Annotated in this window: 28 protein-coding genes; 12 read left to right on the forward strand and 16 right to left on the reverse strand. The window is 64.1% G+C overall.

Annotation, left to right across the window (positions count from 1 at the left end; all coding sequences use genetic code 11):
- Positions 1-501: 501 nt before the first annotated feature.
- From AC1DBX_RS01970 to AC1DBX_RS01985, 4 genes are all read right to left on the reverse strand, one after another.
- Positions 502-849, reverse strand: coding sequence for a hypothetical protein (locus AC1DBX_RS01970; RefSeq protein WP_476849223.1), 348 nt, complete (start codon positions 847-849; stop codon positions 502-504).
- 161 nt (positions 850-1,010) lie between these two features.
- The gene (locus tag AC1DBX_RS01975; RefSeq protein WP_476849222.1) at positions 1,011-1,457 is read right to left on the reverse strand and encodes an Hsp20/alpha crystallin family protein; all 447 of its coding nucleotides are present in this window, start codon (positions 1,455-1,457) and stop codon (positions 1,011-1,013) included.
- 332 nt (positions 1,458-1,789) lie between these two features.
- Positions 1,790-2,056 carry a GlsB/YeaQ/YmgE family stress response membrane protein gene (locus AC1DBX_RS01980; RefSeq protein WP_018773045.1) on the reverse strand — a complete coding sequence of 89 codons (267 nt, stop codon included), beginning with the start codon at positions 2,054-2,056 and terminating at the stop codon, positions 1,790-1,792.
- A gap of 202 nt (positions 2,057-2,258) precedes the next feature.
- On the reverse strand, positions 2,259-2,762 hold the full coding sequence (locus AC1DBX_RS01985; protein WP_476849221.1) for a MarR family winged helix-turn-helix transcriptional regulator: 504 nt from the start codon (positions 2,760-2,762) through the stop codon (positions 2,259-2,261).
- Positions 2,763-3,078: 316 nt separating this feature from the next.
- Here AC1DBX_RS01985 and AC1DBX_RS01990 point away from each other — a divergent pair, with 316 nt between their 5' ends.
- The 4 genes from AC1DBX_RS01990 to AC1DBX_RS02005 all read left to right on the forward strand — a co-directional run bounded on the left by AC1DBX_RS01990 (position 3,079) and on the right by AC1DBX_RS02005 (position 6,196).
- Positions 3,079-3,918: a hypothetical protein gene (locus AC1DBX_RS01990; protein ID WP_476849220.1), complete on the forward strand. Its 840-nt coding sequence runs from the start codon at positions 3,079-3,081 to the stop codon at positions 3,916-3,918.
- An 8-nt stretch (positions 3,919-3,926) separates the two neighbouring features.
- Positions 3,927-4,328: a phage holin family protein gene (locus tag AC1DBX_RS01995; protein ID WP_043435594.1), complete on the forward strand. Its 402-nt coding sequence runs from the start codon at positions 3,927-3,929 to the stop codon at positions 4,326-4,328.
- An 18-nt stretch (positions 4,329-4,346) separates the two neighbouring features.
- Entirely contained in the window at positions 4,347-4,955 is a 609-nt protein-coding gene (locus AC1DBX_RS02000) for a DUF3618 domain-containing protein (protein WP_476849219.1), read from the forward strand.
- A gap of 83 nt (positions 4,956-5,038) precedes the next feature.
- Positions 5,039-6,196 carry a YihY/virulence factor BrkB family protein gene (locus tag AC1DBX_RS02005; RefSeq protein ID WP_476849218.1) on the forward strand — a complete coding sequence of 386 codons (1,158 nt, stop codon included), beginning with the start codon at positions 5,039-5,041 and terminating at the stop codon, positions 6,194-6,196.
- Here the strand turns inward: AC1DBX_RS02005 and AC1DBX_RS02010 are convergent.
- The 4 genes from AC1DBX_RS02010 to AC1DBX_RS02025 form a co-directional block, all read right to left on the reverse strand.
- Positions 6,193-6,840 carry a CG0192-related protein gene (locus AC1DBX_RS02010; protein ID WP_476849217.1) on the reverse strand — a complete coding sequence of 216 codons (648 nt, stop codon included), beginning with the start codon at positions 6,838-6,840 and terminating at the stop codon, positions 6,193-6,195. The genes AC1DBX_RS02005 and AC1DBX_RS02010 overlap by 4 nt on opposite strands.
- A 215-nt stretch (positions 6,841-7,055) precedes the next feature.
- Positions 7,056-7,403, reverse strand: a complete 348-nt coding sequence (locus AC1DBX_RS02015) for a DUF6510 family protein (protein ID WP_243177459.1) — start codon at positions 7,401-7,403, stop codon at positions 7,056-7,058.
- On the reverse strand, positions 7,400-8,137 hold the full coding sequence (locus AC1DBX_RS02020) for an FAD-binding oxidoreductase (protein ID WP_476930957.1): 738 nt from the start codon (positions 8,135-8,137) through the stop codon (positions 7,400-7,402). The genes AC1DBX_RS02015 and AC1DBX_RS02020 overlap by 4 nt, the downstream gene beginning before the upstream one ends.
- A gap of 10 nt (positions 8,138-8,147) precedes the next feature.
- A complete protein-coding gene (locus AC1DBX_RS02025) occupies positions 8,148-8,741 on the reverse strand; it encodes a sulfite oxidase-like oxidoreductase (protein ID WP_476931044.1) in 594 nt (197 codons plus the stop codon).
- Between the two features lie 221 nt (positions 8,742-8,962).
- Between AC1DBX_RS02025 and AC1DBX_RS02030 the strand changes: the two genes are divergently transcribed.
- The 5 genes from AC1DBX_RS02030 to AC1DBX_RS02050 all read left to right on the forward strand — a co-directional run bounded on the left by AC1DBX_RS02030 (position 8,963) and on the right by AC1DBX_RS02050 (position 12,343).
- Positions 8,963-10,399 (forward strand): MFS transporter, encoded by a 1,437-nt coding sequence (locus tag AC1DBX_RS02030; protein ID WP_476930958.1) that lies wholly within the window; start codon positions 8,963-8,965, stop codon positions 10,397-10,399.
- Positions 10,400-10,524: 125 nt separating this feature from the next.
- Positions 10,525-11,085, forward strand: coding sequence for a Chromate resistance protein ChrB (locus AC1DBX_RS02035; RefSeq protein WP_476849213.1), 561 nt, complete (start codon positions 10,525-10,527; stop codon positions 11,083-11,085).
- Between the two features lie 5 nt (positions 11,086-11,090).
- Positions 11,091-11,555 (forward strand): DUF1232 domain-containing protein, encoded by a 465-nt coding sequence (locus tag AC1DBX_RS02040; protein ID WP_476886507.1) that lies wholly within the window; start codon positions 11,091-11,093, stop codon positions 11,553-11,555.
- 19 nt (positions 11,556-11,574) lie between these two features.
- On the forward strand, positions 11,575-12,150 hold the full coding sequence (locus AC1DBX_RS02045; RefSeq protein ID WP_230009188.1) for a cation efflux transmembrane domain-containing protein: 576 nt from the start codon (positions 11,575-11,577) through the stop codon (positions 12,148-12,150).
- 40 nt (positions 12,151-12,190) lie between these two features.
- Positions 12,191-12,343: an LPXTG cell wall anchor domain-containing protein gene (locus AC1DBX_RS02050; protein WP_028276278.1), complete on the forward strand. Its 153-nt coding sequence runs from the start codon at positions 12,191-12,193 to the stop codon at positions 12,341-12,343.
- 190 nt (positions 12,344-12,533) lie between these two features.
- Here the strand turns inward: AC1DBX_RS02050 and AC1DBX_RS02055 are convergent, their stop codons facing one another.
- Together AC1DBX_RS02055 and AC1DBX_RS02060 are read right to left on the reverse strand one after the other, a co-directional pair.
- The gene (locus AC1DBX_RS02055) at positions 12,534-13,169 is read right to left on the reverse strand and encodes a LysE family translocator (protein ID WP_476849211.1); all 636 of its coding nucleotides are present in this window, start codon (positions 13,167-13,169) and stop codon (positions 12,534-12,536) included.
- Between the two features lie 167 nt (positions 13,170-13,336).
- Entirely contained in the window at positions 13,337-14,155 is an 819-nt protein-coding gene (locus tag AC1DBX_RS02060) for an alpha/beta fold hydrolase (RefSeq protein WP_476930959.1), read from the reverse strand.
- A 97-nt stretch (positions 14,156-14,252) separates the two neighbouring features.
- On the opposite strand from AC1DBX_RS02060, the gene AC1DBX_RS02065 reads away from it, so the two are divergent.
- The gene (locus AC1DBX_RS02065; RefSeq protein WP_476930960.1) at positions 14,253-15,317 is read left to right on the forward strand and encodes a hypothetical protein; all 1,065 of its coding nucleotides are present in this window, start codon (positions 14,253-14,255) and stop codon (positions 15,315-15,317) included.
- 27 nt (positions 15,318-15,344) lie between these two features.
- On the opposite strand, the gene AC1DBX_RS02070 is transcribed toward AC1DBX_RS02065, so the two are convergent.
- From AC1DBX_RS02070 to AC1DBX_RS02095, 6 genes are all read right to left on the reverse strand, one after another.
- Complete coding sequence (locus AC1DBX_RS02070) at positions 15,345-16,358, reverse strand: patatin-like phospholipase family protein (protein WP_476930961.1); 1,014 nt, start codon at positions 16,356-16,358, stop codon at positions 15,345-15,347.
- A gap of 256 nt (positions 16,359-16,614) precedes the next feature.
- The gene (locus tag AC1DBX_RS02075; protein WP_476855816.1) at positions 16,615-17,142 is read right to left on the reverse strand and encodes a DUF427 domain-containing protein; all 528 of its coding nucleotides are present in this window, start codon (positions 17,140-17,142) and stop codon (positions 16,615-16,617) included.
- An 87-nt stretch (positions 17,143-17,229) separates the two neighbouring features.
- The gene (gene ppk2, locus AC1DBX_RS02080; protein WP_028276283.1) at positions 17,230-18,165 is read right to left on the reverse strand and encodes a polyphosphate kinase 2; all 936 of its coding nucleotides are present in this window, start codon (positions 18,163-18,165) and stop codon (positions 17,230-17,232) included.
- Positions 18,166-18,376: 211 nt separating this feature from the next.
- Positions 18,377-19,144, reverse strand: a complete 768-nt coding sequence (locus AC1DBX_RS02085) for an SDR family NAD(P)-dependent oxidoreductase (RefSeq protein ID WP_476849206.1) — start codon at positions 19,142-19,144, stop codon at positions 18,377-18,379.
- Between the two features lie 105 nt (positions 19,145-19,249).
- Entirely contained in the window at positions 19,250-19,684 is a 435-nt protein-coding gene (locus AC1DBX_RS02090; RefSeq protein ID WP_223916232.1) for an SRPBCC family protein, read from the reverse strand.
- 81 nt (positions 19,685-19,765) lie between these two features.
- Complete coding sequence (locus AC1DBX_RS02095; RefSeq protein ID WP_476886512.1) at positions 19,766-20,128, reverse strand: ArsR/SmtB family transcription factor; 363 nt, start codon at positions 20,126-20,128, stop codon at positions 19,766-19,768.
- 420 nt (positions 20,129-20,548) lie between these two features.
- Here AC1DBX_RS02095 and AC1DBX_RS02100 point away from each other — a divergent pair, with 420 nt between their 5' ends.
- Together AC1DBX_RS02100 and AC1DBX_RS02105 are read left to right on the forward strand one after the other, a co-directional pair.
- On the forward strand, positions 20,549-20,935 hold the full coding sequence (locus AC1DBX_RS02100) for a hypothetical protein (RefSeq protein ID WP_476858762.1): 387 nt from the start codon (positions 20,549-20,551) through the stop codon (positions 20,933-20,935).
- Between the two features lie 67 nt (positions 20,936-21,002).
- Entirely contained in the window at positions 21,003-21,680 is a 678-nt protein-coding gene (locus AC1DBX_RS02105) for a PAS and ANTAR domain-containing protein (RefSeq protein ID WP_476849203.1), read from the forward strand.
- Positions 21,681-21,708: the final 28 nt, after the last annotated feature.

The raw sequence follows: 21,708 nt of genomic DNA on the forward strand, positions 1-21,708 counted from the left end.
CTTGGGAAGCGTACGCGGCAATGCGAACCACGGGAGGGGGCGATGATTAGTCGGCAGTGCGCTCAGCTGAGGTTTTCCGAGGCCGACCCGCAGTTCTGGCAAGGTTGGGGTCCTGCGCGAGACCTTCGCGAGCGGGGGCCTGAAGTCGAAAGGGAGCGCAGACTGGGGATGAACGTTGTCGCCACCGCCAGTCCGGCTTGGAGCCGGTGGGAAATGTCCAATGGAATGCGCCGCCATTCGATGAGGAGGCTGGGACCGGTCCCGTTGCGCAGGGAGTTCTCCTGCGCCGTTTTTCGTGTTATATCACGAGCCCGGTTAGATTAGGAAGCCCCCTTATGAATAGGTGAGCTCCCGGTGGTTGGGCTCCGCCGGAGGGCGCGTGGGGAAGCCCGGGCGCCCAAGAGACGGCCCGGTGAGGACACCCGCGGCGGGCATTCCGGGCCGTACAGGTGGGGTCCTTGCGCGAGGCGATGGCGGAGAGAGAATTGTGCTGGACCAGGTCTAGTCTTGGTCCAGTTCGTCGAGCAGAGACTTCGCTGCGGCGGCGACGTCATCGTAGTTATTCTGGGCGGCCCGGCTCTGGATGGCGAGAATCGCGCAGCGATGCAGCCGGCGGAAATCACCGAAGGGAAAGCTGTAGCGCCCCTTCGTGTCGTGCGTCTTCTCGGCGTCTTCGCCCAGATGCCACGTGCCGTACTCCTTGTACCCGTGCTTGTCGATGAATGCATTTTCTGTCTCAGCGTCGGGCGCGTGCTCGCTCCAATCGTCACGGGTATCCCGGGCAAACCTCGAGTCCTTGATGAGCTGCCGAGCATGACGCAGCGCCGCGTCGTTGATCTTGATAGTCATGAGATGGTTTCCGCTCTGTGGCAATTTTCGGAGGCGGGGGCTGCGGAGGCCGCGGCGAGGCTGGGCATCGGTGAACCAATACCGATGGCCCCCTTCGCCCTGCCAGAAGGCACCCGCGGTCGCTGGTGGGTGCCGGGCGAGTCGAGTGCCGGAAATGCCGTTCAAGTCACGAAGTTCTCTGGTGCTTCCGGTGACTGGTTTCCACCGCGGGAGACGTGGACTTTCGTGGCGGACGGTCCGGACTGCTCCGGGATTTGGGCGCGGATTTCCAAGACACCGTCGATGTAGCTGGCCTCGACGGTGTCAGGGTCCGCGCCGCGGGGCAGCGGGACGCTTCGCGAATATTCGCCGTACCGCACTTCGCTTCGGTAACCCGGTTGATCCTTGTGCGCGGGTTCCGTGCGCCGGGCAGCGATATTCAAGTTGCCCTCGGTGACGGTGATATCGATGTCCTTGTCCGGGTCGATGCCGGGGATATCGGTTCTGACCACCAAGGTGTTTCCGTCCCGGTATTCCTCGACCCTGAGCCAGGTGTCCGTCTCGCCTTGCAGGAAGCGCCGGACTGGTTCGGGCACGTCGATGCCCGTGCGGCGGAATAGGTTGTCCATGTCTATCTCCTTGCTGTTTAGCATCTCTGGTCGCATGGTGGCGGATGCGCGCGGAGCAATGACTTCTGCCGCTTTGGCGACTACCACTAACGACTGCGACGCCGGAACCGGCCGCCGGAGCTGCGCCCGGAGGCTTTCAATGCTTGTTCTCGACGAGGCGCTGCGGGCGGGCGCCCGGCATGAGGTGAAACGTCATGAGGTTGCACTCGGCGGCGCGGGCCGAGAAACGCCGGGAGTTTCCTCCCGGCGTGTTCCGGGGCCGGCCCGCAACCGTCTGGCAGAAGTCGCAGGGCGCCCTCAGCGGCAACCCTGCATCCGGAGGATCGAGGCTGCTACGCCCTGGTCCTGCGCCCGGCAAGAGCCCCATAGATCAGGAGCACAATAACGGCCCCGAGGATGGAGAGGAGCCAGGTCCGCAGGTCAAAGAAGTCAGCGAGCCCTCCGCCGAAGATCAACGAGCCGATCCAACCTCCGAGGATTGCGCCCACGACGCCAACAACGAGTGTGATCAGCCAGCCGCCCCCCTGCCGGCCGGGAAGGATCGCCTTGGCGATAGCTCCGGCGATAAGCCCGAGAATGAGAAAAGCGAGAATTCCCATCTTTGTACTTCCTTTCGGTAGACCGGTCGTGGAATGCGGCCGTATCGGCGATTTAATCAGCATGCATAGTAACGCGCAATACCCGGCTCAGCGGCCTTCTGTCTTGCTCGCCCCCTTGCCTGCCCGAACGGCAATGGAAGCGGGGACTGGCCGTGGGCGCCGGGCGGGGAGGCCCAGAGGCACCCAGCCGCGGGAGGCTAGTTCATTGGCGCCTGAGGCCGTCTTGGGCGGGGGAGGGCACGTGGAGCCTGGAGTTCCCGTTCGTGGAGCCTTGGGTGCCGGGCCGTGGAGCCTGGAAGAAATCCACAAACCGGGCGAGTTGCTCAGACAGGGCCTCCCATCCGTCGAAGTCGGCAGGAACGGCTGCGCGCTCAGCCTGGGAGGCTGCTTGCAGTGCGGCTGTGCCGGCGTCGGTAATCTCGACCTGAAATTGGCGTCGATCGTCCGGGTTGCGCGTCCTGGTGACCAGACCCGCGTCCTCGAGCCGGGCAAGGACGCGGCCGAGCGTTTGGCTTTGGACATGAACTCTTGCGGCGAGCTGTTCCTGGTACATGGGGCGGGGAGCCACGGCTTCCAGTGCGATGACGGCGGCACGCGTCAATCCCAGTGGCGCCAGGGCATCGTCGTGGAGGCGTTGCACTAAACGGGCCGCTGCGGTTAGAAGCCGGTAAACGTCCCGGGCGTGGGGCTCGCGGGCGAGGATCACGACGACGACCTTCCTGATTGGGTGGCAACGAAAGTCACGCTGCCTGCGACGGCGGCACAAAGCGCCGACGCTGGACCCCCACCATATGCATGCCGGACTCCTTTTTGGCAAGTATGCTTACTATTTTTCACGCGCGGCTTGCAGTGCGCGCCGCGCGTCACCAGACGGGCGGGAGGCGGCCCGTCCGATTTTCGATCGAGGCCTTGCGCGACATATAGCAAGTGTGCTTAGTATTTAGTTAGTAACCGTGCTTACTAATTTCATCCGGTAGCGCTAGTCACGATCCCAAGCGGACCATTCCTGAAAGAGAGCAACGATGACACAGAACCCATGGGCCCAGGCAGCACCCGAAGCTTCCCCGGACCGGTACGCCGGCGTTGGAGTTGTGCCCCCACAAGGCACGGGACGCGCTGACTCCAAACAGGAAGCGGCCAAGGACGAAGCTGCGGACGTAACGCGGCACGCGGCAGATGCTGCCCAGAACGTCGCCGAGACGGCTAAGACGGAGGCAGTCAACGTTGCCGCCGAGGTCAAGACCAATGCCCGGGACCTGCTTCATCAGGCCAAGTCCGATCTCACCGAGCAGGCAGGAACCCAGCAGCAGAAGGTCGCCGAAGGTCTGCGGTCCGTCGCCGGCGAACTGCATTCCATGGCTGCCGCCTCCGACCAGCCCGGCGTGGCCACCGACCTTGTCCGCCAAGCTGCCGAGCGGTCCTCCGCTGTTGCGTCCTGGCTCGATGGCCGGGATCCGGGTTCGCTGCTGACCGAGGTTAAGTCCTTTGCCCGCCAGCGCCCGGGAACCTTCCTCCTGCTCGCGGCCGGAGCCGGTGTTCTGGCCGGGCGTCTCAGCCGCAGCTTGAGCGCCGGCGCCCCCGAAGCGACGGGCGCTACCGCTACGGGCACGTCCACTGGCGGCCGGATCCCCGATACCGGGGTAGCGGTTCCGCCGCCGCCGGTACAGATGCCCGCTCCGCAAACCACGACGGCGGGCCTAGCCGACACCTACCCGCCGAATCCGCTGGACTCCGATATGGGAACCCCCGATCCGCTCCGCGACGCCGGGCAGGGCCGCCGGTCCTCAGAGTCCGTGGCCGGTGAGCCATTGCAGCAGGCTGATCCGCTGCGCGATGACCCCTTTGACGGTGGCCGTCGATGAGCAGCGAAATGCCTCCCACAGCCGCGCAGGCGAAGGCTGAATCGACTTCCCTGGGTGACCTTCTCGGTGAGGTCACACGGGACATGTCCACCCTGATGCGACAGGAAGTGGAACTGGCCAAGGTCGAACTTAAGCAGTCCGCCACCCGGGCAGGCAAAGGCACCGGCATGCTCGCCGGCGCCGGCGTCGCTGGCCATTTCGTGCTCCTGTTCCTGTCTTTGGCGCTCTGGTGGGCGCTGGGGATCGTGATGGGACTGGGCTGGTCCGGCGTTGTTGTCGCCGTCATCTGGGCAGTTGTAGCCGCCGTTCTGGCAGCCATGGGCCGCAAGGAACTGAACGCGATCAAGGGCATGCCGAGGACGGCTGAAACCCTCCAGGAAATCCCGCCCACCCTAAAACCCAACTCCTAGATTCAGCGAGGAAACACGATGAGTGAAAACCCGGATGTCATCCGAGCAGATATTGAAGCAACCCGTGCCCGCCTGGGCACAAACGTGGACGCCGTCGCTGACAAAGTCACGCCGTCGCATATCGTCCAGCGGCAGACGGACAGAGTCAAAGAGAACGTCAAAGACGCCGTCTTCGGAGTGAAGGATAAAGTCATGGGAGCCGCAGACCACACCGCCGACCACGTCCACTCCACCACCGGAAGCGTCGGCTCGCATGTGAGCGACGCGGGCTCCGCAGTTGCGGGCGCGCCGGGCCAGCTGAAGAACAGGACACAGGGGAACCCACTGGCTGCCGGGCTGATCGCCTTTGGTGCCGGCCTGCTCGTTTCCTCCCTGATCCCGGCCAGCCAGAAGGAGCGTGAAGCCGCTGATGCCCTCAAATCGGCGGCCGAGCCACTCACCACGGAACTGACGGACGCCGCCAAGCAAGTAGCCGAAGGCCTCAAGGCGCCCGCCCAGGAAGCCATGGAGAACGTCAAGGCCACTGCCGCGGACGCAACCGATCACCTCAAGGCAGACGGGCAGGCCGCTGTGGAGGACGTCAAGGATCGGACTGCCGAAGCCAAGGACAACGTTCAGCAGGCCTGAGGCCGCGTCTGAATAAGGCCGGCTGCCCTCGCTGATGCGCTGGGCGGCCGGCCATTTCCCTTAACCCCACGAAGGAATTTCCAATGGCCAAGAACCCAACCAAGGCAGAAAATGAATCCATGACCGACGCCGAAACGGACGAGAGCAGCACCGCCAAGGCCCGGACGGCACCTGCCCCGGACGACTCCCGTAAACCGGACAGCCCGGCCGACGTCACTAAGCCCTCGTGGAAGTACATCGCCAAGAAGACCCTGCGTGAGTTCACCAAGGACCAGTGCCCGGATCTCGCCGCAGCCCTGACCTACTATTCGGTTCTCTCAATTTTCCCGGCGCTGTTGGCACTCGTGTCTTTGCTGGGCATCTTCGGGCAGGCAGAGAAGACCACGTCCGCGCTTCTGGAGGTCGTCCAGGGTTTCGCGCCTGCTGAAACTGTGCAGGCGATCAAACAACCAGTCGAGCAGCTCAGCAGTTCCTCCGCTGCCGGACTCACCCTGGTACTCGGCATCCTCACCGCCCTCTGGTCCGCCTCCGGCTATGTCGGAGCCTTTGGCCGGGCAATGAACCGGATCTACGAAATTGACGAGGGGCGGCCGTTCATCAAACTTCGGGGCACGATGCTCGCCGTCACCATTGCCACCGTGCTGATCGTTCTTGTGCTTTCGGCCATGCTGGTGCTGAGCGGGCCGGTGGCCGAGGCCGTCGGCAACGCGATCGGCTTGGGCGGGGCCGTCCTGACGGCGTGGAACATTCTCAAGTGGCCGGTGATTCTGTTGCTCGTGATTCTGGCGATCGCCATCCTTTACTACGCTACGCCGAACGTGAAGCAGCCCAAGTTCCGCTGGATGAGCCTGGGTTCCGCTATCGCCTTGGTCATCTTCCTGCTGGCGTCCCTGGCCTTCGCTTTCTATGTGGCCAACTTCAATAGCTACGAGAAGACCTATGGTGCGATCGGCGGCGTCATCATCTCGCTGCTGTGGCTCTGGATCCTGAACATGTCGTTGCTGTTCGGTGCCGAGTTCGACGCCGAGATGGAGCGTGGACGCCAACTCCAGGCCGGCATTGAGGCCGAAGAGACCATCCAATTGCCGCCACGGGACACGAAACAGAGCGACAAGCTCCAGGCCCGCGAAGAAGAGGACATTCGCCGCGGGCGCGAACTGCGGGAACAGCACGGGATCCAGCCTGAACGGCAGGAAGGCAATACCCAACCCCGGAACACGGACGGAGTGGGGCGCCCCTAACCCGCGGAACTGTCAGGCATCACTAAGGCGGCGAGTTTGACGTTGTCCTTCTGACCTTCCCAGGTGCCGGTCAGAGCGAGCGGGCCGACCGGTTGCTCATCCAGGTCCAGCCGCCGGATAACAAGCAAGTGAAGGTCAGCAGTCTCGATGGCGGTGCCGGCGTCGGTGGCGCGCGGTGCCGCTGAAGAGACGTCAGGGACTGCCTCGAGTTTCGGTCCGGTGCTTCGCACGAAGACCGTCTGGGCCAGAAGTTCCAGATTTTCCCCCTTTTGGAGGTATTGCTCTGCCTGCGGCCGGCCCAGCATGATGCTCGCCGCCAGCGCTGCCACGTAGATTGGATCGGCGCAGGCATCGTAAACCCACCTCGGGCCGAGAACCGAGTGCTGCATGGTTCCGACCAACCAGGATTCCGCTCCGGCCAAGGGCTGGGCCCTGTACGTGAGTGGGACTTGAAAAGTGGAGTTGCCCACCGACACGATGATGGTTTCTATGCCGACCTCGCCGGCGGGGTCGTCGAACCGGTAGGAGCCTACTTTGTGCAGCGCTGCCGTGCCGGGTTGCGTGAACCACGGCTGGCGGGGCAGCCACTGTGCGAGAAGTTCAAGTTTCGTCGGCTGCAGTTCTGCCTGGTGGATGATCGCCATGACTGCAAGCCTAACCGTGCACTGGCGACACGTTGATCAAATAACTAGAGGAAAGGTACTGACCACTGGTTGGCGATCGCCCGGCCGAGTGTCGTTGTTCCAGATCCACTGGCTCCCATGATGAAGGGTTGAGAGTGTTCAGCATCGTCGCAGGCTACCCCTTCACGCCCCCTGCGGTCTTGAGCACGCCGGGGTGCGGATAGCAGAGCAGCGCGTTAGGTCTCCCGGTCGATCTGGAGGTAGCTGAGTCCGCTGACATCGAGCCAGAATTTAGTCGGAGTCTCTACGAGACGCAGCAGGACGCCCCCGCAGGAACTGCAGCGCACAACCATTCCCGGGGCATCAGCATAGACCGCTGCTTCCCCGAAGACCCTGACAGCGCCACAATTCTTGCACCGACCGATCGCTGCAATGATGTCGATGCGGAACAGTTCCCACAAGGGTCCTGCTGCCGCGTTCCCGTCAAGATGAGGTATCGGATTGCCTGCGGTCCCGGCGATGTCCTGGTCCTCGAGGCGCGGGTCCTCAGCACCAGGGGAAGCGGAGCCGTTGTTGCCAGTCACCGTATTCCTCCCGTTCCGCCAAAGCGTTCGGTCTTGATCGAGGAGGCCGGGTAGCCCGCCTGCACCATCCACTCTGTGACCGTTTCGACAAACATCGTCTGACCGCAGATGAAGATGTCGGGTGCCATGTCCGCCGGCAGGATGCTTGCCAACAGTGTTTCAGCGGTGAGTCGCTTCGGGGCCATTGGCCAGCCCTCCGGAACTTTGCGTGTGTAGACATAGTCGACCGTCAGCTTGGGAGATCCCTGGTTCAAGGTGAGCAGCTCCTCCCGATAGAACCCTGCCTCGGGCGATTTCAGCGAGTACAGCAACCGGAACTGTGAAGGATTCCCGGATGCCTCGTGGGCGCGGATCATGGACATGAGCGGGACAATGCCGGATCCCCCGGCGACCAGCTGAACCGGGTTGGGGTCGGTCGGAAGCCAGACGAACCAGCCGCCGACAGGCCCCCGGATCTCCAATTGGTCCCCGACCATCAGGTCTCTGACCAGGTAGGGGGAGACCTCCCCGTTGGCCAGTTCGTCGACCGTGATCTCCAGGAGTTCGTCCATGCCGGCCGTGGCCACTGAGTAGGACCGCACTGCCGTGTATCCGTCGTCGGCCGTGAGCCGGATATCGATGTGCTGGCCGGCAAGGTTGCCGTTCAGCCCGTCCACGCGCAGGCCGATGGTTCTGGAGGATTCCGTTTCTGGAACGCCACGAATCACCTCGGCGACGCGCCACAGGGTGCTCATCTGTCCTGCCTCATGAGTAACGCTCCTCGCGCCACGGGTCGCCATAGATGTGGTACCCGTTCGATTCCCAGAAGCCGGGAACATCGTGCGGCATCAGCTCGATGCCATTGATCCACTTCGCACTCTTCCAAAAGTACAGATGGGGTATCAGCAGGCGGGCAGGGCCACCGTGGGCCCGTTCCAATGGCTCACCGTCGAATTGCCAGGCCACCCATGCCTGGCCGTCCAGCAGGTCCTGCAACGGGACATTGGTCGTATAGCCGCCGTAGGAGTGAGCGGTAGTGAACTCGGACGTTGTTTCCACATCCGCGAACAAGGTGTCCAGGGACACCCCGCGCCACGAGGTGCCCAGCTTGGACCAGCTGGTCACGCAATGAATATCGGTCCGGATATCAATCTGCGGTAGCGCCAAGAGCTCATCCCAGGACCAGGCGCGGCGCTGCCCAGTCTCCGTTGTAATATAGAATTCCCAGTCAGCCCGGGCGATATAAGGTGCAGGGCCCGCCGTCAGTACGGGAAAGCTTGGCGTCTCGTATTGGCCGGGTGGTAACGCTGGATTGCCGGTGCGCCGTTTTCCATGAAAACCAGACGAGATGATTCCCATCATGTACCTCCGATGCGGAGCTCCGCCGGTCGAATGTAATCGGTGCCCCAACGATAGGGCAACGGCGGGACAGAGACCAGACATAAAAATATACTCCGGTGCCGCCAGGATACGCCGAGTTCGTAAACGGAGCCGACGGCGTCGTCTGTCGCCAGAGCGACGGGCTGAACGTCCTTCCATAGGTGAGTCCGGCAACCGCCGGGGCGGGTGTAGCTTGAAGGATGAGTTCCCTACCGTCGGCGCGTACGCAGAGGCTCGTGCTGTGGATCGCGATTCTCGCTTCCTTTGTGTCGTTTCTCGACGGCAGCGTCATCAACGTAGCGCTGCCGGCCATTTCCCGTGAACTGGGCGGCGGACTGACAACGCAGCAGTGGGTTGTCGATGCCTACCTGATCACCCTGGGTTCACTGATCCTTGTCGCCGGTTCGCTCTCTGATTTGCTGGGCCGGGTTGTCGTTCTCCGGGCAGGCCTGATCGGGTTCGGCGCGGCATCAGTGATGTGTGCGCTGGCACCGACAGCGGACTGGCTGGTCCTGGCCAGGGCGCTTCAAGGCGTCGCGGGCGCCTTGCTTGTGCCCAGTTCCCTGGCTCTGATCACATCAAACTTCGACGAAGCGCCCCGGGCGAAGGCAATCGGCCAGTGGACTGCTGGTACAACCGTGGCTTTCATCGCGGGACCCCTGCTCGGCGGAGTGCTCGTTGATTCGGTGGGCTGGCGTTGGATTTTCGGAATCAACGTCCTGCCCATTGCCGTGACCTTGTACTTGCTAGCCGTGTTGAGGGTCAAGGATGTTCGCAAGGAGGGCGTGCGGATCGACTACGCGGGTGCCGTGCTCTGTGTGCTCGGGCTGGCGGGGCCGGTCTACGCGTTGATCGAACAGGGCAACTACGGCTGGGGGAGCCCCCTCATTCTGATGCCCTTCGTCTTCGGCATCCTGTGCCTCGCCGGGTTCATTTGGCGGGAAAAGACCGCGAAGTACCCGCTCCTGCCGCTCAGCCTCTTCTCCGTCCGAAACTTTGCCGTAGGCAACGTGGCTACGGCCTTCGTCTACGCCGCGCTGTCGATCGGCGGGTTCATCATCGTGCTTTTCCTGCAGCAGGTTGCCGGGTTTCCGGCGACGTCGGCCGCTCTGGCCTTGCTTCCCGTCAGCCTCGTCAACATCCTCTTGGCGTCATGGTTTGGCTCACTGGCCGGGCGGTTCGGGCCGAGGTGGTTCATGGCCTTCGGACCTGCCCTCGCCGGGGGCGGCTATCTCCTGATGCTCGCGTCGGAAATCCCGGTCGATTACTGGACCCAGCTGATGCCCGGGATCCTCCTGTTCGCAGTCGGGCTCTCGGCGACAGTCGCGCCGCTAACCGCCGCCATTCTCGGTTCGGTCCCGGAACAGCAGGCAGGTATCGGTTCGGCAGTGAATAACGCCGTCAGCAGGGTTGCCGGTCTGGTCGGCATCGCGCTGGTGGGCCTCGTCATGGGCGGCAAACTTGATCTCGACGGATTTCACCGGGTGGTGACCGTGACGGCGGTGTTGCTCATCCTCGGGGGCATCGTTTCCGCCGTCGGTATCCAGAACCCGCCTAAGCGGCCTGCACTTCGGGCCAGGCAGAAAGTCCCATCCCAAGGCACCCGGAGCTACCGTATTTTCAGACCGGGCCGATAGGGCTAAGGGATTCCATCGGACCGACCGAACGTACCGGCCGAGGCCCTCGGGTATCTGTGCCGTCCAGGGCAGTGGGTGATGTAACAGCTGTTACTTACCTTGTTGTAGCAGTATATGATTGGCGCATGGATTGGTTGGTTCTTGTTGTCCGGTTGACTGGTGAGGCCTCACGGACGAGGGTCGGTGTGTGGCGGGAGCTCCGGAGGATCGGTGCTGCGCCAGTGGCCTCAGGGGTGTGGACCGTTCCGGACACGCCGTTCTTCTCGGAAGCCGTGCCGAGGGTCGTGGAGCTGGCCGGCCGCGGAACCGGCAGCGTCCTTGTCCTGCCCACGCCGGGCAGCGGCGATGCGGGAGTGGAAGGCCTGCGCTCGGCATTCGAGGAGCTCAGGTTGGATGAGTGGAAGGAATTCTCCGGCGATTGCGGGGCGTTCGAGGCCGAAATCGCCAAGGAAACCCGAAGCGGCAAGTTCACTCTGGCGGAGCTGGAAGAGGAAGAGCAGAGCCTGGACCGCTTGCGGCGCTGGTACCGTGATCTGAAAAGCCGTGACGTTCTGGAACTGCCGGAAGCGCAGGCCGCCGACGAGCGGTTGCGCGAGTGCTCCGCTGTATTCGACGAGTACGCCGAGAAGGTCTACGCGACTCTGCATGCCCCGGCAGGCCATGGCCTGCCTGAGGCCGGGGAGTAGGGGCCGTGCAGTGGTGGCAGACGGCGCTGGGTATCCTGGCCGGGCTCGTTGGCGTCTACGCGGTTCTTCTGCTGGGGTTGTGGGTCTATGCGAGGTCCCATCCGGAGACGGTGGGTATGCGGGACGCGTTGCGGCTGCTGCCGGATGTGTTGCGCGTGCTGAGGCGTTTGGCGGCCGACCCGGCGGTATCCCGCGGCGCCCGGATCAAGCTGTTGCTTTTGCTGGGATATCTGCTCTTGCCGCTGGATCTTGTTCCGGACTTCCTCCCGCTGATTGGCTATGCCGATGACGTGATCATCATGGCCCTGGTTCTTCGTTCCGTGATCCGCTCCGCGGGTCCGGAGTCTTTGCGGCGGCATTGGCCGGGCACCCCGGCCGGGCTTGCCGTCATCCAACGGCTGGCCGGCCTGCCGGCACCCATCGCCGGAAACGCCGGGGGCGCCGGGAAAGAGAGCACAGATGCTGCCTGAAATTTTGAAGCGCCCTGAGATGGCGCGCCTGAGACGTCGCGGGTTCATCCTTGAGGGCATCACGTTGGGCTGGAACGTCGTCGGAGTGGCAGTTCTTGCCGTCACTTCCATCACGGCCGGATCGGTGGCGCTGGCCGGCTTCGGCTTGGACAGCCTGATCGAGATCGGTGCCAGCACCGTGGTGATCTGGGAACTCTCCGGGACCGGGGAACGGCGTCAACGGTTTGCGTTGAGGCTGATCGCCGGGGCGTTCGTTGCCCTGGCCCTCTATCTGCTCATCCAGTCCGGACTTGCCTTGGCGGCCGGGCACCACGCACGGCCGAGCCCCGCCGGAATTATCTGGACGGCTGTCACGGCAGTGGTCATGTTCGCCCTCTCAGCCGGAAAGGCCCGCACGGGCATGGCGCTGGGCAATCCCGTTCTGATAGCAGAGGGCAAGGTGACGTTTATCGACGGTCTTCTGGCGGCCGCAGTGCTGGCCGGTATCTTGCTGGACACCTTTGCCGGTTGGTGGTGGGCCGACCCCGTGGCCGGTATGGTCATCGTCTACTACGCGGTCCGCGAAGCCGTGGCCATCTTCCGCCACGATCACTGATCGTTCGGAATCAGCCACCTGGGTGGCTTAGGCTTTCCGTATGGGACTAATAATCACACTGCTTATCATTTGGCTTATTCTTTCGATCCTTGGCTTCGCCGTGAAGGGTCTGCTCTGGTTGGCCATCATCGGCCTGGTGCTCCTGGTGGCTACGGCTGTATGGGGCTGGGTGAAGCGCAAGGCCAAGGCCTGATGCAACCCTGATCTTCATTCGGCGGCGGTCGGTCCTCTTCAGGACCGGCCGCCGTTTTCGTGAAATTCGCGGAGTCAATGAGCCAACTGAATGTCCAGAGGAGGAAGACGGATAGCCAGCTCGGCTCTTGAGCGGGTTGGCGTTCTACCGGATAGGGAACGGCACCTGTCCGTCGAGGTCCGGCGCGCCGCTACGAGCTGGTGCTGGATGCCAGTACACCCAGGCCGAGCGCGGCGATGATGCCGCTGCTGCCGCGTTCGAGCCAACTGCTCACCCGGGGGCGCTGCAGCCAGGCCATCGCCTTCGCTGCCGCGACGGCTACAGCCGCCAGGTAGAGGAATCCAATGGCGCTTTCGATGGCACCGAGCACCATGGCTGTGTCCAGCGTGTTGCCGCCGTGTGGAATGAACTGCGGCACGACGGCGAGGTAGAACAGGCCGACCTTGGGGTTGAGCAGTGTGGAGAACGCACCGGCGCCGAAGCCGGTCCTTCGGCTGTAGCTCCGGCGGGGAGCGTGCCCGGCCGCCGGGGATGCAGTTGTGCGGCGCGCCCGGATCAGCGACGAGATTCCCAGATACAGCAAGTACAACCCGCCTGCGATCTTCAGCCAACGGAACACTTCCGCCGAGTCCTCCAGCACGGCGGCGAGCCCCACTCCCACCAGCGCGGCCCAGACCAGGGATGCCAGAGCTGAGCCCAGCGCCGCCGCCAGGCCGGCCCCGGCACTTTGCAGCGAGATCCTCAGCACCAGGAAGGTATCCGGGCCGGGGGTAACGGAAAGCAGCAGGCACAGCCCGGCAAAGGCCAGGAGGGTCACGGCGGTCATGGGCACCATTGTCCTTTCGCTGGCCGCCCAACTGCAATCCGTCGCGATGGTTTGCTGCTTACCGGGCATTGCATGACGCCGGTTGGACGCCGCGGACGCATCGCCTTGCCCTTGTTCGGCGGAGCCATGACACAGGGATTCCGTCCGCATGCGGGCGCCACTGCCCGCTAGCTTTTGTCGTCTGACGCCTCACGCACGCGCATGAGCCAGTCGGCGGCAAGGGCTCGCACGAGGTTGGGTTGCTCATGGATCAAGGCGTGGCCGGCGCGGTCGAGTACGGCCAACGTAGCGCGTGGGTAGTGCAGGATCAGCTCCGACGGTCCTGTGTGCCCGGCGGTGGCATCCTGTCGCCCGGCAACGACCAACACCGGTTGAGGATAGGCTTTCGCGGCTTCCGGTCGATCCCGCAACTCCCAGTGCGAAAAGATCCGCATCAGGCTCGACTCGTCAGCCAGGGACGTTGCGGGGGCCACATACTCCTGGAACCGACGCAGCGTTTCAGGCGTCTGCACAACGAAGTAGCTGCGGTAAGTAGCCTCGAGATCCGAGTCGAGTGAACCGGTCAGATGGACCGACGAAACAAGGACCTCGTGCTGAGGCACGTCGCGCGTCTGTTGGCCAATAGGGCAGATTAGCGCCAGCCCGACGGCCTGATCAGGTCGCAGACTCGCAATCGCACGGGCCAGGTAGCCGCCGTAGGACTGACCCACGATAAGAAACGGTTCATCACCAATAGTGCTGGCGATAAGGCCGAGCAGAATGTCCACGACGTCGTCATTGCTCGTGATCGTCTCAGGCGCCGGGGTCCGGCCCATCCCGGGCAGGTCCGGATACAGGCGCCGGTAGCCAGGCACGTCGTCGAAAATCGGTTCAAGGGCACCGGCGATCTCGCGATGATCCACACCGGCGCCGTGCAGAGCGAGAACCGGCGTGCCACTGCCGTACTCGGCGTAATGCACAGAAACTCCGCTAACCATGGTCTCCATCACGCTATGGTAAAACGCGTTGCGACGATACCCGCCATCATCGACGGCACCTGAGATCGCTCCAGATAAAGCTGCGCTGTGGTGGGAGGATGATCTGATGACGCCAAGTGTGGACGTATTTCTGCGGGGGCCCCGGGGGCGCCGTCTGTGCCTCGAACTGGCGATGCAGCTGGATCCGGAGGTCAAAACGGCGGCCTTCTGGTTGGGATACGAACTTGATAGTGGACCGGGGACCTCGCGGATCCTGCTGAGCGCTGCTGCCTCCGGGGAGACCGCGACGCCGGCCTTTGCCGCGTCACCAGAACAGCTGGCTGCCAGGCTCGCCTCACTGGATTTTACCGACCTTGACAGCGACCTGGTCCAGGCGGCCCTCGAGCGGTCCGTGGACGCTGCAAGGTACTGGCAGGCACCCGATGGAGAGGACGTGCTCGCGGATCTCCCGGGTGTGACGGCGGCCCTGTCGCCCGTCGCGGAACAGGTCATGGCGCTGCCCGACATCCAGTGGTTCTGGCAGCCTCGCCGGGCGGAGCAGTGGGCCATCGACTGGCGATCGACAGACGGCCAGACACTGCTGCCGAAGAATCCGCGACAAACACTGGCTGGGTGGGGCCGAGACGAACGAGCCGGTGAATTGCGGGCCGCGCGCGAACGCCCGGGCGACCCTCGCGCCAACTGGTCAGGAACCTGGTGGTCGATACCGCACGGGCTAGTCCACACCGTCGGGCAGGTCCCGGCCGCACTGAGCCTCGTGGAAGATTCCCTGGGCTGGGAGCAGGCGACCACGGTTCCAGTTCAGGGAGCGGGCCGGACACTGGAGATCGGCACAGCAAAAGACTGGATAACGCTGTGCCGCAGGTTCCCAATGGAGGTCACTGCATCCCGGCGACACGACTGGTTCCGCCTGACTGGACGCGACGGCCGGTGGGTCATCCCGGATTGGGAACAAGTGGCAGGGGAGTGGGACGCCGCGCACCTCTCCGTCCTGGGTTACCTCGACGGCGCGACGCGCCCACTACAGGTCGACGCCGAAACGGCGACGGTCATCGCCGGATGGGCCCCGGACAGCACGATCTGGCTGACAGATGTCGCGCACGAATCGGGTGGCCCGCGGCAGGCATGGCACCGCGCCTCGCACGGCGACCCCTGGACTCTCGCGCCGTAACAGTCGAACACCGACAGGTTTCGGCCGTCACCGCCAGATTTCGGCGACCAGCTCCGCGAGGGCTCTGCCCTGGCTGTAACCAGCTCGAGCCGCAGGCGGACGCAAGGACAGATCCATCGCATTGGCGCCGAACATGTGCTCCGCGGCGCTATCCGGGAAGATAGTTTGGACCCTGCTGCCCCCGGCGCGCAGTTCGTCGACTTGGGTGGCGAGATCCATGCCCCACTCGAGCGGCATCCGCGACCTGCCGCCGAAGGGTGACAACACCAGCACAAGCCCGTATCCAGCCGCCAGGTCGGCGTTCTCACTGCGTCGATAGCCGCCGTTGATGTACCGGCTCCCGCCGATGCGGTAGCCGTTGCTGGTGCTGGCGGCGACGGCGTCCACCAGATCGATTCCGCTGTTGCGGTCGAACACGACCGGTTCCCCGGTATCCGCATCAACAGCCGCGATCAGCACGGGCTGTTGCGGCCAGCGCCGGCTGGGAAGCCGGGCCGCGACGATGTCGCGCCAGCGCATCTGGGCAGAGCCGTCGGAAGCTTCCATCTCGAGTGCCGCGGCGCCCATCCTGCGGCGCATGTCGGAGGCATCCGCAGCAGAACCAATGATTCCGTTGGACCACTCCAGATAGGTCTGCCCCGAGAAATTCGTTGCGCGTCCCTTGTCCGGTCCGGAATGGCCGGCTTGTGGCCGAGGCACCTCGGCGAGGATGGCGGCGTACAGTTCGGCCGGCCGTGTCCCGCTGGTGATCTGGGCAGCCACTGTCGATCCTGCCGATGTCCCGATGATGAGATCGGCCTCGGTGACATCGATGCCGGCATCGGACAGGCCGGCGATGAGACCGAGTTCCCACGCATTGCCTGCCGCTCCGGCGCCGGCGAGCACCAAGGCCCGCGTGTGTGTGTTGCCGGTCCGTCGTGCGGCGCCGGTCTGTTGGCCGGGAACGGGCCAATTTCCGGGCTGTGGTGTCCGCGTCACTGCAACGGCACCGGATGCGGTCGTCGAACGGATGCGCGGAGTTGAAGAAGATGTTGTGTTCATGGGAGTCGCCTTTCGCGAATTTGCCTTGCGGCACTCCCGGAGACGACTACTTCAGTCGCGCGACCGTGGACTTCGGGGGAGCGCCCATTACGGAAACTGCGTTCATGGGTCTCACCTCCTGAAGATTGATCACGATCACCGGAAAGCTATCACGCCGGCAAGGCGGGGCACAACGGGCTTCAAGCCGCCAGAGCGAGCACCGGCTGAGTCGCCACACGCACCGGCAGCAAGTCTTGCCGGCGTAAGCGCGATGTGCTCACCACCCGGCCGTGCCCGGGCCGCCCTTGAAAGGACCAACGATCTGCGTGGTGATCCAACCGCCGTAGAAGTCACCTTCCTGGAAGGTCACCTGCTCGCCGTCGACTTGGCAGGAGTCCATGTGAGCCGGGTAGAGGGCCACCCGGGAGCTGAGCGCCCCGAAACCCAGGGTGGGTTCGGGATAGGTCCACCCGCCACGGGGAACGACGACTCCGCCGGCAACGACGTCGAAGTAGTGCGCTTCTCCCTTGAACTCGCAGAAGCTGGTGCCCCCGACCGGGACGAGTACACCGGCAGGGAATGAGTCCAATGGCAAGTAGTAGACAGGCGGGTGACTTGTCTCCAGGACGCGCACCGCATCGGTGGTGTCGGCAATCACCTGCCCGCCAAGCCGCACGATAACCCGTTCGGATCGGGGCTCCACCCTCGGCGGCCGCGGATAGTCCCACACCGATTCTTGGCCCGCCTTGGGTTTGATGGGCTGGGGACGCCGGAAAAGGCCTGAAGAACCGTGTGCAGGAGTCATGTCCCCATGGTGCCATCTTCTGCTGGGATCCCACCGTGAGCGCGACGCAGCCGTGCGTTCGCGCATCCGCCGACCGCGAGCCAGCCGCTAGTCGCCGGCGGCTTCGCGGCCGCGGCGCACGATCAGCCGGTCGGGGCTGTGGACCACTGACGTGTCCTTGTCCTCGTAGTCGAACTGGTTGAGGAAGTAGCGCATGGCGTTGATCCGACCCCGCTTCTTGTCGTTGAACTTGATGGTGATCCACGGCGCATGGTCCGTGTCGGTCCGCAGGAACGTCTCCTCCTTGGCGGCCGTGTACTCCTCCCACCGGTCCAGGGAGGCGAGATCGATGGGCGAGAGTTTCCAGCGCCGCACCGGGTCGATCTGCCGGATCGCAAAACGGGTGCGCTGCTCGTGGCGGGTCACCGAGAACCAGAACTTGGTCAGGTGGATCCCGGAATCCACCAGCATCCGCTCGAAGAGCGGGGCCTGAACCATAAAGGTGTCGAACTCCTGCTCCGTGCAGAAGCCCATGACCCGCTCCACATTTGCCCGGTTGTACCAGGAGCGGTCGAACATCACGATCTCCCCGGCCGTCGGCAGGTGCTGGATGTAGCGCTGGAAATACCACTGGCCCAGTTCACGGTCAGAGGGTTTACTCAATGCCACTGCCCGGGCCGAGCGGGGATTCAGGTGCTCGGTGAAGCGCTTGATTGTTCCGCCCTTGCCGGCCGCATCCCGGCCCTCGAAGACGATCACGTGCCTGAGCTCCTGGTCCTGGCCCCAGTACTGGAACTTCAGCAGTTCAACCTGCAGCCGGTATTTTTCCAGCTCGTACTCTTCGCGGGACATCCGTTGCTCGTAGGGGTAGTCTTCCCGCCACGTCTGGACGGCCGAGCCGCCGGGGTGAATCAGTTCCGGATCTTCGCCTTGCCCCCCGCGCACCGTGTACCCCATCTCCACCAGGTGGTCGATGGCCTCACGCAGGTTTTCCCGGAGCCAGCCCTGGTCCTCGGGTGTCCATGTCCTGTCCGCCGGCGTCATCCCGGCCCCCTTCCGGCCCCCTCGAACCAGCTGCCGGCCTTCCAGATGCCGGCGGTGTTCGATGCTCAACTGCGTTCATAGAATGCGACCAGCCTAAGCCGACAAGTGGAGCTCACGATAGGGACGGGCTGGGGGATACTTTCCGCCACCTGACCTGCCGGCAGGGACTACCTACCCTTGCGTGCCGGTCGGGCCGGGTCGATGGTTCGCTTCAGAAGAGCGTGATGCCGGTGAGTTCGGCCAGTTTGTCGGTGAGATTGTCCTGGAAATCAGCGTCGGTGACCTCCGGGGCCGGTTTCCGCGGCCGGCGGTGGTGCCAGTACATTCCGGAGACCTGGGCGACCGGGTCAGGGCTGACGGCGAGCCAGCCCTGGGTGTCCTGGCCCAGGGCGAGGTCGTCGGGGGCGCCGGCGCCGCCCATCTTGGTGGGCACCCAGCCGGGGTCAACGGAGTTGCTGAGCACGTTGGTCCACTGCCGGGCGACGGCAGCGGAGAGCGCGGAAACGTAGAGCTTGCTCTCGGAGTAGGCGGCGCTGGCGTCCCAGCGCCGTCGGGTCCAATCGATGTCCTGAAGGTTTCCGCCGGCCGCGCGGTGCATCCCGCTGCCGAGGTAGATCAGGCGGTGCGGCCGCTCGATCAGCGCGGTGAGAATGTAAGGGGCCAGAACGTTGATGGCCAGGGTGCGGGAGTGTCCCTCCGGGGTCGCGACGCGCCCCGGCGAGAGGTAGACGCCCGCGTTATGGATGACGGCGTCCATCCGCCCGTGAGCGTTCACCTGCGCGGCCAGTTCCCGGGTTTCGGAGGCCCTGCTGAGGTCACCGATCACGATGCCGATGGCAAGCGGCGCGAGTTCTTCGAGGGTGGCGGCGCGTTCCCTGGAGCGGGCGTGCAGCAGGACCTCGTCGCCGCCGTTCAGGAGCGTCCGGGCGGTGGCGAGGCCAAGTCCGTCGGTGGAGCCTGTGATGAAAATCCGAGCCATGAGGATGGTCCTTTCTTCACCGTTACCTATGAAGGTTGCTGCTTGCCACTTGATGGCCTTAGCTGGGACGGGTCACACTCAAGAATGAACGCCCTGCGCCCTCATCTAGGCGGATTCGAGAACGTTCTTGAGATTGGTCAACTGAGCGACCTCGGCATTCATGGTGCGGACAATCACCGGGCCCACGAGCTTCATGAGTCCCTTGGGCTCCAGGTCCAGGCTGAAACGAACGGTCGTTCCGCCCGGCGCTTCACTGAGCCGGTACGCACCGGCCGGACGGGCCGGACCGGCCACCACCTGGAAGCCCAGGAGCTTTCCGGGGTCCGCCGCGGTGATTTCATAGTCCCCGACGATCGGCCGGCCGCCGGGGCCCGAGAGGGTCTGGCTGTACACGGCACCGAGGTCCCCGGGTGTTCCACTCTTCAGTGCTATGTCCTGAACCCCGGAGCGCCATGCGCGGTTATTCAGCCCATCCGCGAGGAACGCATAGACGTCCTCCGGTGATCGGTTGATGGTGGTCTCGTTCTCGGCGTGAGCCATTGCTACCCCTGCTGGTTTTAGTCCGGACGCGTCCAGGCCGGTCGATCGATGTTGTCCATACAGTCCGGCGTGCGCCGGCATTTAGCGGATTGCTTCTTCAGGCTCTTCAGCCATGGGGCTCAGGGTCATCCGGGTGGTGACCAGGAGAGATCCGAGCAGGGATCGGGCGGCCGCGAGCAGCACATTAACCTCAGGGCTGGTCAGTTCATAGAACAACCTACCCTCGCGCCGTGAGGGGACAATCAGGCGCTGGCGGCGGAGAATGCTCAAATGTTGGGAGAGGTTCGACGGCTCAAGGCCCGTGTTGTCGCGCAGTCGGCTTACGGCAACTGGTCCGTCGGCGAGCATTTCCAGCAACTGGATTCGGGCAGGGTGGCCCATGGCCTTGAACAGTTCTGCCTTCACATCGGTCTGGACCGGACTTGCAGGAAGATCATCCGGCATCGGTGCCTCCCTCCTTCACATTCAACTATTCTGAACCGTGCGTCTGTGCAGACCCCGGCGACAGGAAAACTAGCACGTGCAAGACAGAAAAGTCTGTCTTGCACACCCATCAATTGGTCAGCCCGCTTACATATCGTAGCGCCGGACCGCTGCAGTGTCGTCGCCGCCGCCGGACAGGGTGGTACCTCTTGCGCAGGTGAGTTGCATAGTTCAGACTTTCATGAATTCATCAATTCGATCCGGCCGGTACGAGTGACTGGCATCGTTCGGGTGGATTCAGGCTGTTCCCGGTGACAACGGCGTCGCCGGGAACAATCGGGTCCCGGCTTCCAGGAGGGTTCTATGACAGGCATGTTCGAACTGTTCACCGATTCCGACACGTCCTACCGATTTCGACTTACGGCCCCGGACGGGACCGTCATGGCCCTCTCCAGGCCCTTTCCAGACCTGCCGGCGGCGGTGGCCGGGATCGCAGCAGTACGGGAGTATGCCGGCATGGGGCTGGTCTCGGAAATTTCGGCACCGCGAGATGACGCGCTGCTCCAGTCCGTAGCCGAGGGCATTCCCGTGGAACCCAGCGCTCAGAGGCGCGGAGTTCACGAAGCGCACGTGAAGGGCCAGCGCGCCCGGGCGAGACCGGCCCGCGGCTGGGCGCCCAGGTCTCCTGAAGGGCCGCCGCGCCTCCGCATCCCGTCCGCAGCGCGCTTCTTGGGCCGACTCGCAGGGACCCGGAACCAGCAGCTGATCGTGCGGTGGCGGCAGGCATTGGAGACGCGGACTGCGCAGGTTGGGCTCAGTTCGTGCTGACCGTGTCCCGGGACAGGGCGTCCGCCGCCGCCGCCGCCGCCGGCGGGCCGGGCAGGCAGGCCCGGCCATGACGGAGTTGAAGGCGTTGCAGGCCTATTCCAGCGCGCTGGCCACCGAGGGCTGCCTCGCCGGGACGTTTCGCTACGATGCTGCCTCGGGGGAGCTGCAGTGGTCCGAGCAGATGTACCAGATCCACGGCTATCACCGCGGCGAGGTGGTGCCCACGGTGGGTGTTCTTATGCAGCACGTGCATCCTGACGACCGGAAGCCGTGCAGGGAAATCTTTGAGGATGTGTGCCGTGGCGGAGGTTTTTTCGCCAATTATCATCGTCTCTTCGACGCACGCCGGCGTGAACGCCGCGTCCTGACGGCGGGGGAGGGCGTGCTGGACAGTGACGGGAAGCTGCTGTTCGTCGACGGGTTCATCCTGGACCTCACCAGAACAGTTCAACTTGAAACGGACCGGTCCGCCCGCGAGGCCGTCGCCGGAGCCATCGGCACCCGAGGCCTTATCGAACAGGCCAAGGGCATCCTGATGGGAATACTCCACATCGGTTCCGACGACGCCTTCGAACGGCTTTCCGCCTACAGCCAGCACCACAACATCAAGTTGGCCCACACGGCTTCGGCCATCGTCCGGCTGGCCAACAGCACGCACGAATCCGCGACCCTCCGCAGCTTCGTCCACGCACTGGACGGTCGTTTCTCACAACGCCGCGATGGCGACCGGGTTCTGCATCCCTAGGTGGGGGTAAGGCGCCGGGCGGGTCCTC

The sequence above is a fragment of the Arthrobacter sp. 10N44_2 genome (assembly GCF_056394385.1).

Bases quoted from the DNA above. Each gene is read 5' to 3' on its own strand.
- AC1DBX_RS01975 (WP_476849222.1), bottom strand. From the start codon at position 1,457: ATGGACAACCTATTCCGCCGCACGGGCATCGACGTGCCCGAACCAGTC.
- AC1DBX_RS02030 (WP_476930958.1), top strand. From the start codon at position 8,963: ATGAGTTCCCTACCGTCGGCGCGTACGCAGAGGCTCGTGCTGTGGATC.
- AC1DBX_RS01980 (WP_018773045.1), bottom strand. From the start codon at position 2,056: ATGGGAATTCTCGCTTTTCTCATTCTCGGGCTTATCGCCGGAGCTATC.
- AC1DBX_RS02020 (WP_476930957.1), bottom strand. From the start codon at position 8,137: ATGAGCACCCTGTGGCGCGTCGCCGAGGTGATTCGTGGCGTTCCAGAA.
- AC1DBX_RS02090 (WP_223916232.1), bottom strand. From the start codon at position 19,684: ATGGCTCACGCCGAGAACGAGACCACCATCAACCGATCACCGGAGGAC.
- AC1DBX_RS02105 (WP_476849203.1), top strand. From the start codon at position 21,003: ATGACGGAGTTGAAGGCGTTGCAGGCCTATTCCAGCGCGCTGGCCACC.
- AC1DBX_RS02025 (WP_476931044.1), bottom strand. From the start codon at position 8,741: ATGGGAATCATCTCGTCTGGTTTTCATGGAAAACGGCGCACCGGCAAT.
- AC1DBX_RS02055 (WP_476849211.1), bottom strand. From the start codon at position 13,169: ATGACCGCCGTGACCCTCCTGGCCTTTGCCGGGCTGTGCCTGCTGCTT.
- AC1DBX_RS02005 (WP_476849218.1), top strand. From the start codon at position 5,039: ATGGCCAAGAACCCAACCAAGGCAGAAAATGAATCCATGACCGACGCC.
- AC1DBX_RS02035 (WP_476849213.1), top strand. From the start codon at position 10,525: ATGGATTGGTTGGTTCTTGTTGTCCGGTTGACTGGTGAGGCCTCACGG.
- AC1DBX_RS02065 (WP_476930960.1), top strand. From the start codon at position 14,253: ATGACGCCAAGTGTGGACGTATTTCTGCGGGGGCCCCGGGGGCGCCGT.
- AC1DBX_RS02050 (WP_028276278.1), top strand. From the start codon at position 12,191: ATGGGACTAATAATCACACTGCTTATCATTTGGCTTATTCTTTCGATC.
- AC1DBX_RS02070 (WP_476930961.1), bottom strand. From the start codon at position 16,358: ATGAACACAACATCTTCTTCAACTCCGCGCATCCGTTCGACGACCGCA.
- AC1DBX_RS02060 (WP_476930959.1), bottom strand. From the start codon at position 14,155: ATGGAGACCATGGTTAGCGGAGTTTCTGTGCATTACGCCGAGTACGGC.
- AC1DBX_RS02100 (WP_476858762.1), top strand. From the start codon at position 20,549: ATGGCCCTCTCCAGGCCCTTTCCAGACCTGCCGGCGGCGGTGGCCGGG.
- AC1DBX_RS02095 (WP_476886512.1), bottom strand. From the start codon at position 20,128: ATGCCGGATGATCTTCCTGCAAGTCCGGTCCAGACCGATGTGAAGGCA.
- AC1DBX_RS02085 (WP_476849206.1), bottom strand. From the start codon at position 19,144: ATGGCTCGGATTTTCATCACAGGCTCCACCGACGGACTTGGCCTCGCC.
- AC1DBX_RS02000 (WP_476849219.1), top strand. From the start codon at position 4,347: ATGAGTGAAAACCCGGATGTCATCCGAGCAGATATTGAAGCAACCCGT.
- AC1DBX_RS02075 (WP_476855816.1), bottom strand. From the start codon at position 17,142: ATGACTCCTGCACACGGTTCTTCAGGCCTTTTCCGGCGTCCCCAGCCC.
- AC1DBX_RS01995 (WP_043435594.1), top strand. From the start codon at position 3,927: ATGCCTCCCACAGCCGCGCAGGCGAAGGCTGAATCGACTTCCCTGGGT.
- AC1DBX_RS02045 (WP_230009188.1), top strand. From the start codon at position 11,575: ATGGCGCGCCTGAGACGTCGCGGGTTCATCCTTGAGGGCATCACGTTG.
- AC1DBX_RS01970 (WP_476849223.1), bottom strand. From the start codon at position 849: ATGACTATCAAGATCAACGACGCGGCGCTGCGTCATGCTCGGCAGCTC.
- AC1DBX_RS01990 (WP_476849220.1), top strand. From the start codon at position 3,079: ATGACACAGAACCCATGGGCCCAGGCAGCACCCGAAGCTTCCCCGGAC.
- ppk2 (WP_028276283.1), bottom strand. From the start codon at position 18,165: ATGACGCCGGCGGACAGGACATGGACACCCGAGGACCAGGGCTGGCTC.
- AC1DBX_RS02010 (WP_476849217.1), bottom strand. From the start codon at position 6,840: ATGGCGATCATCCACCAGGCAGAACTGCAGCCGACGAAACTTGAACTT.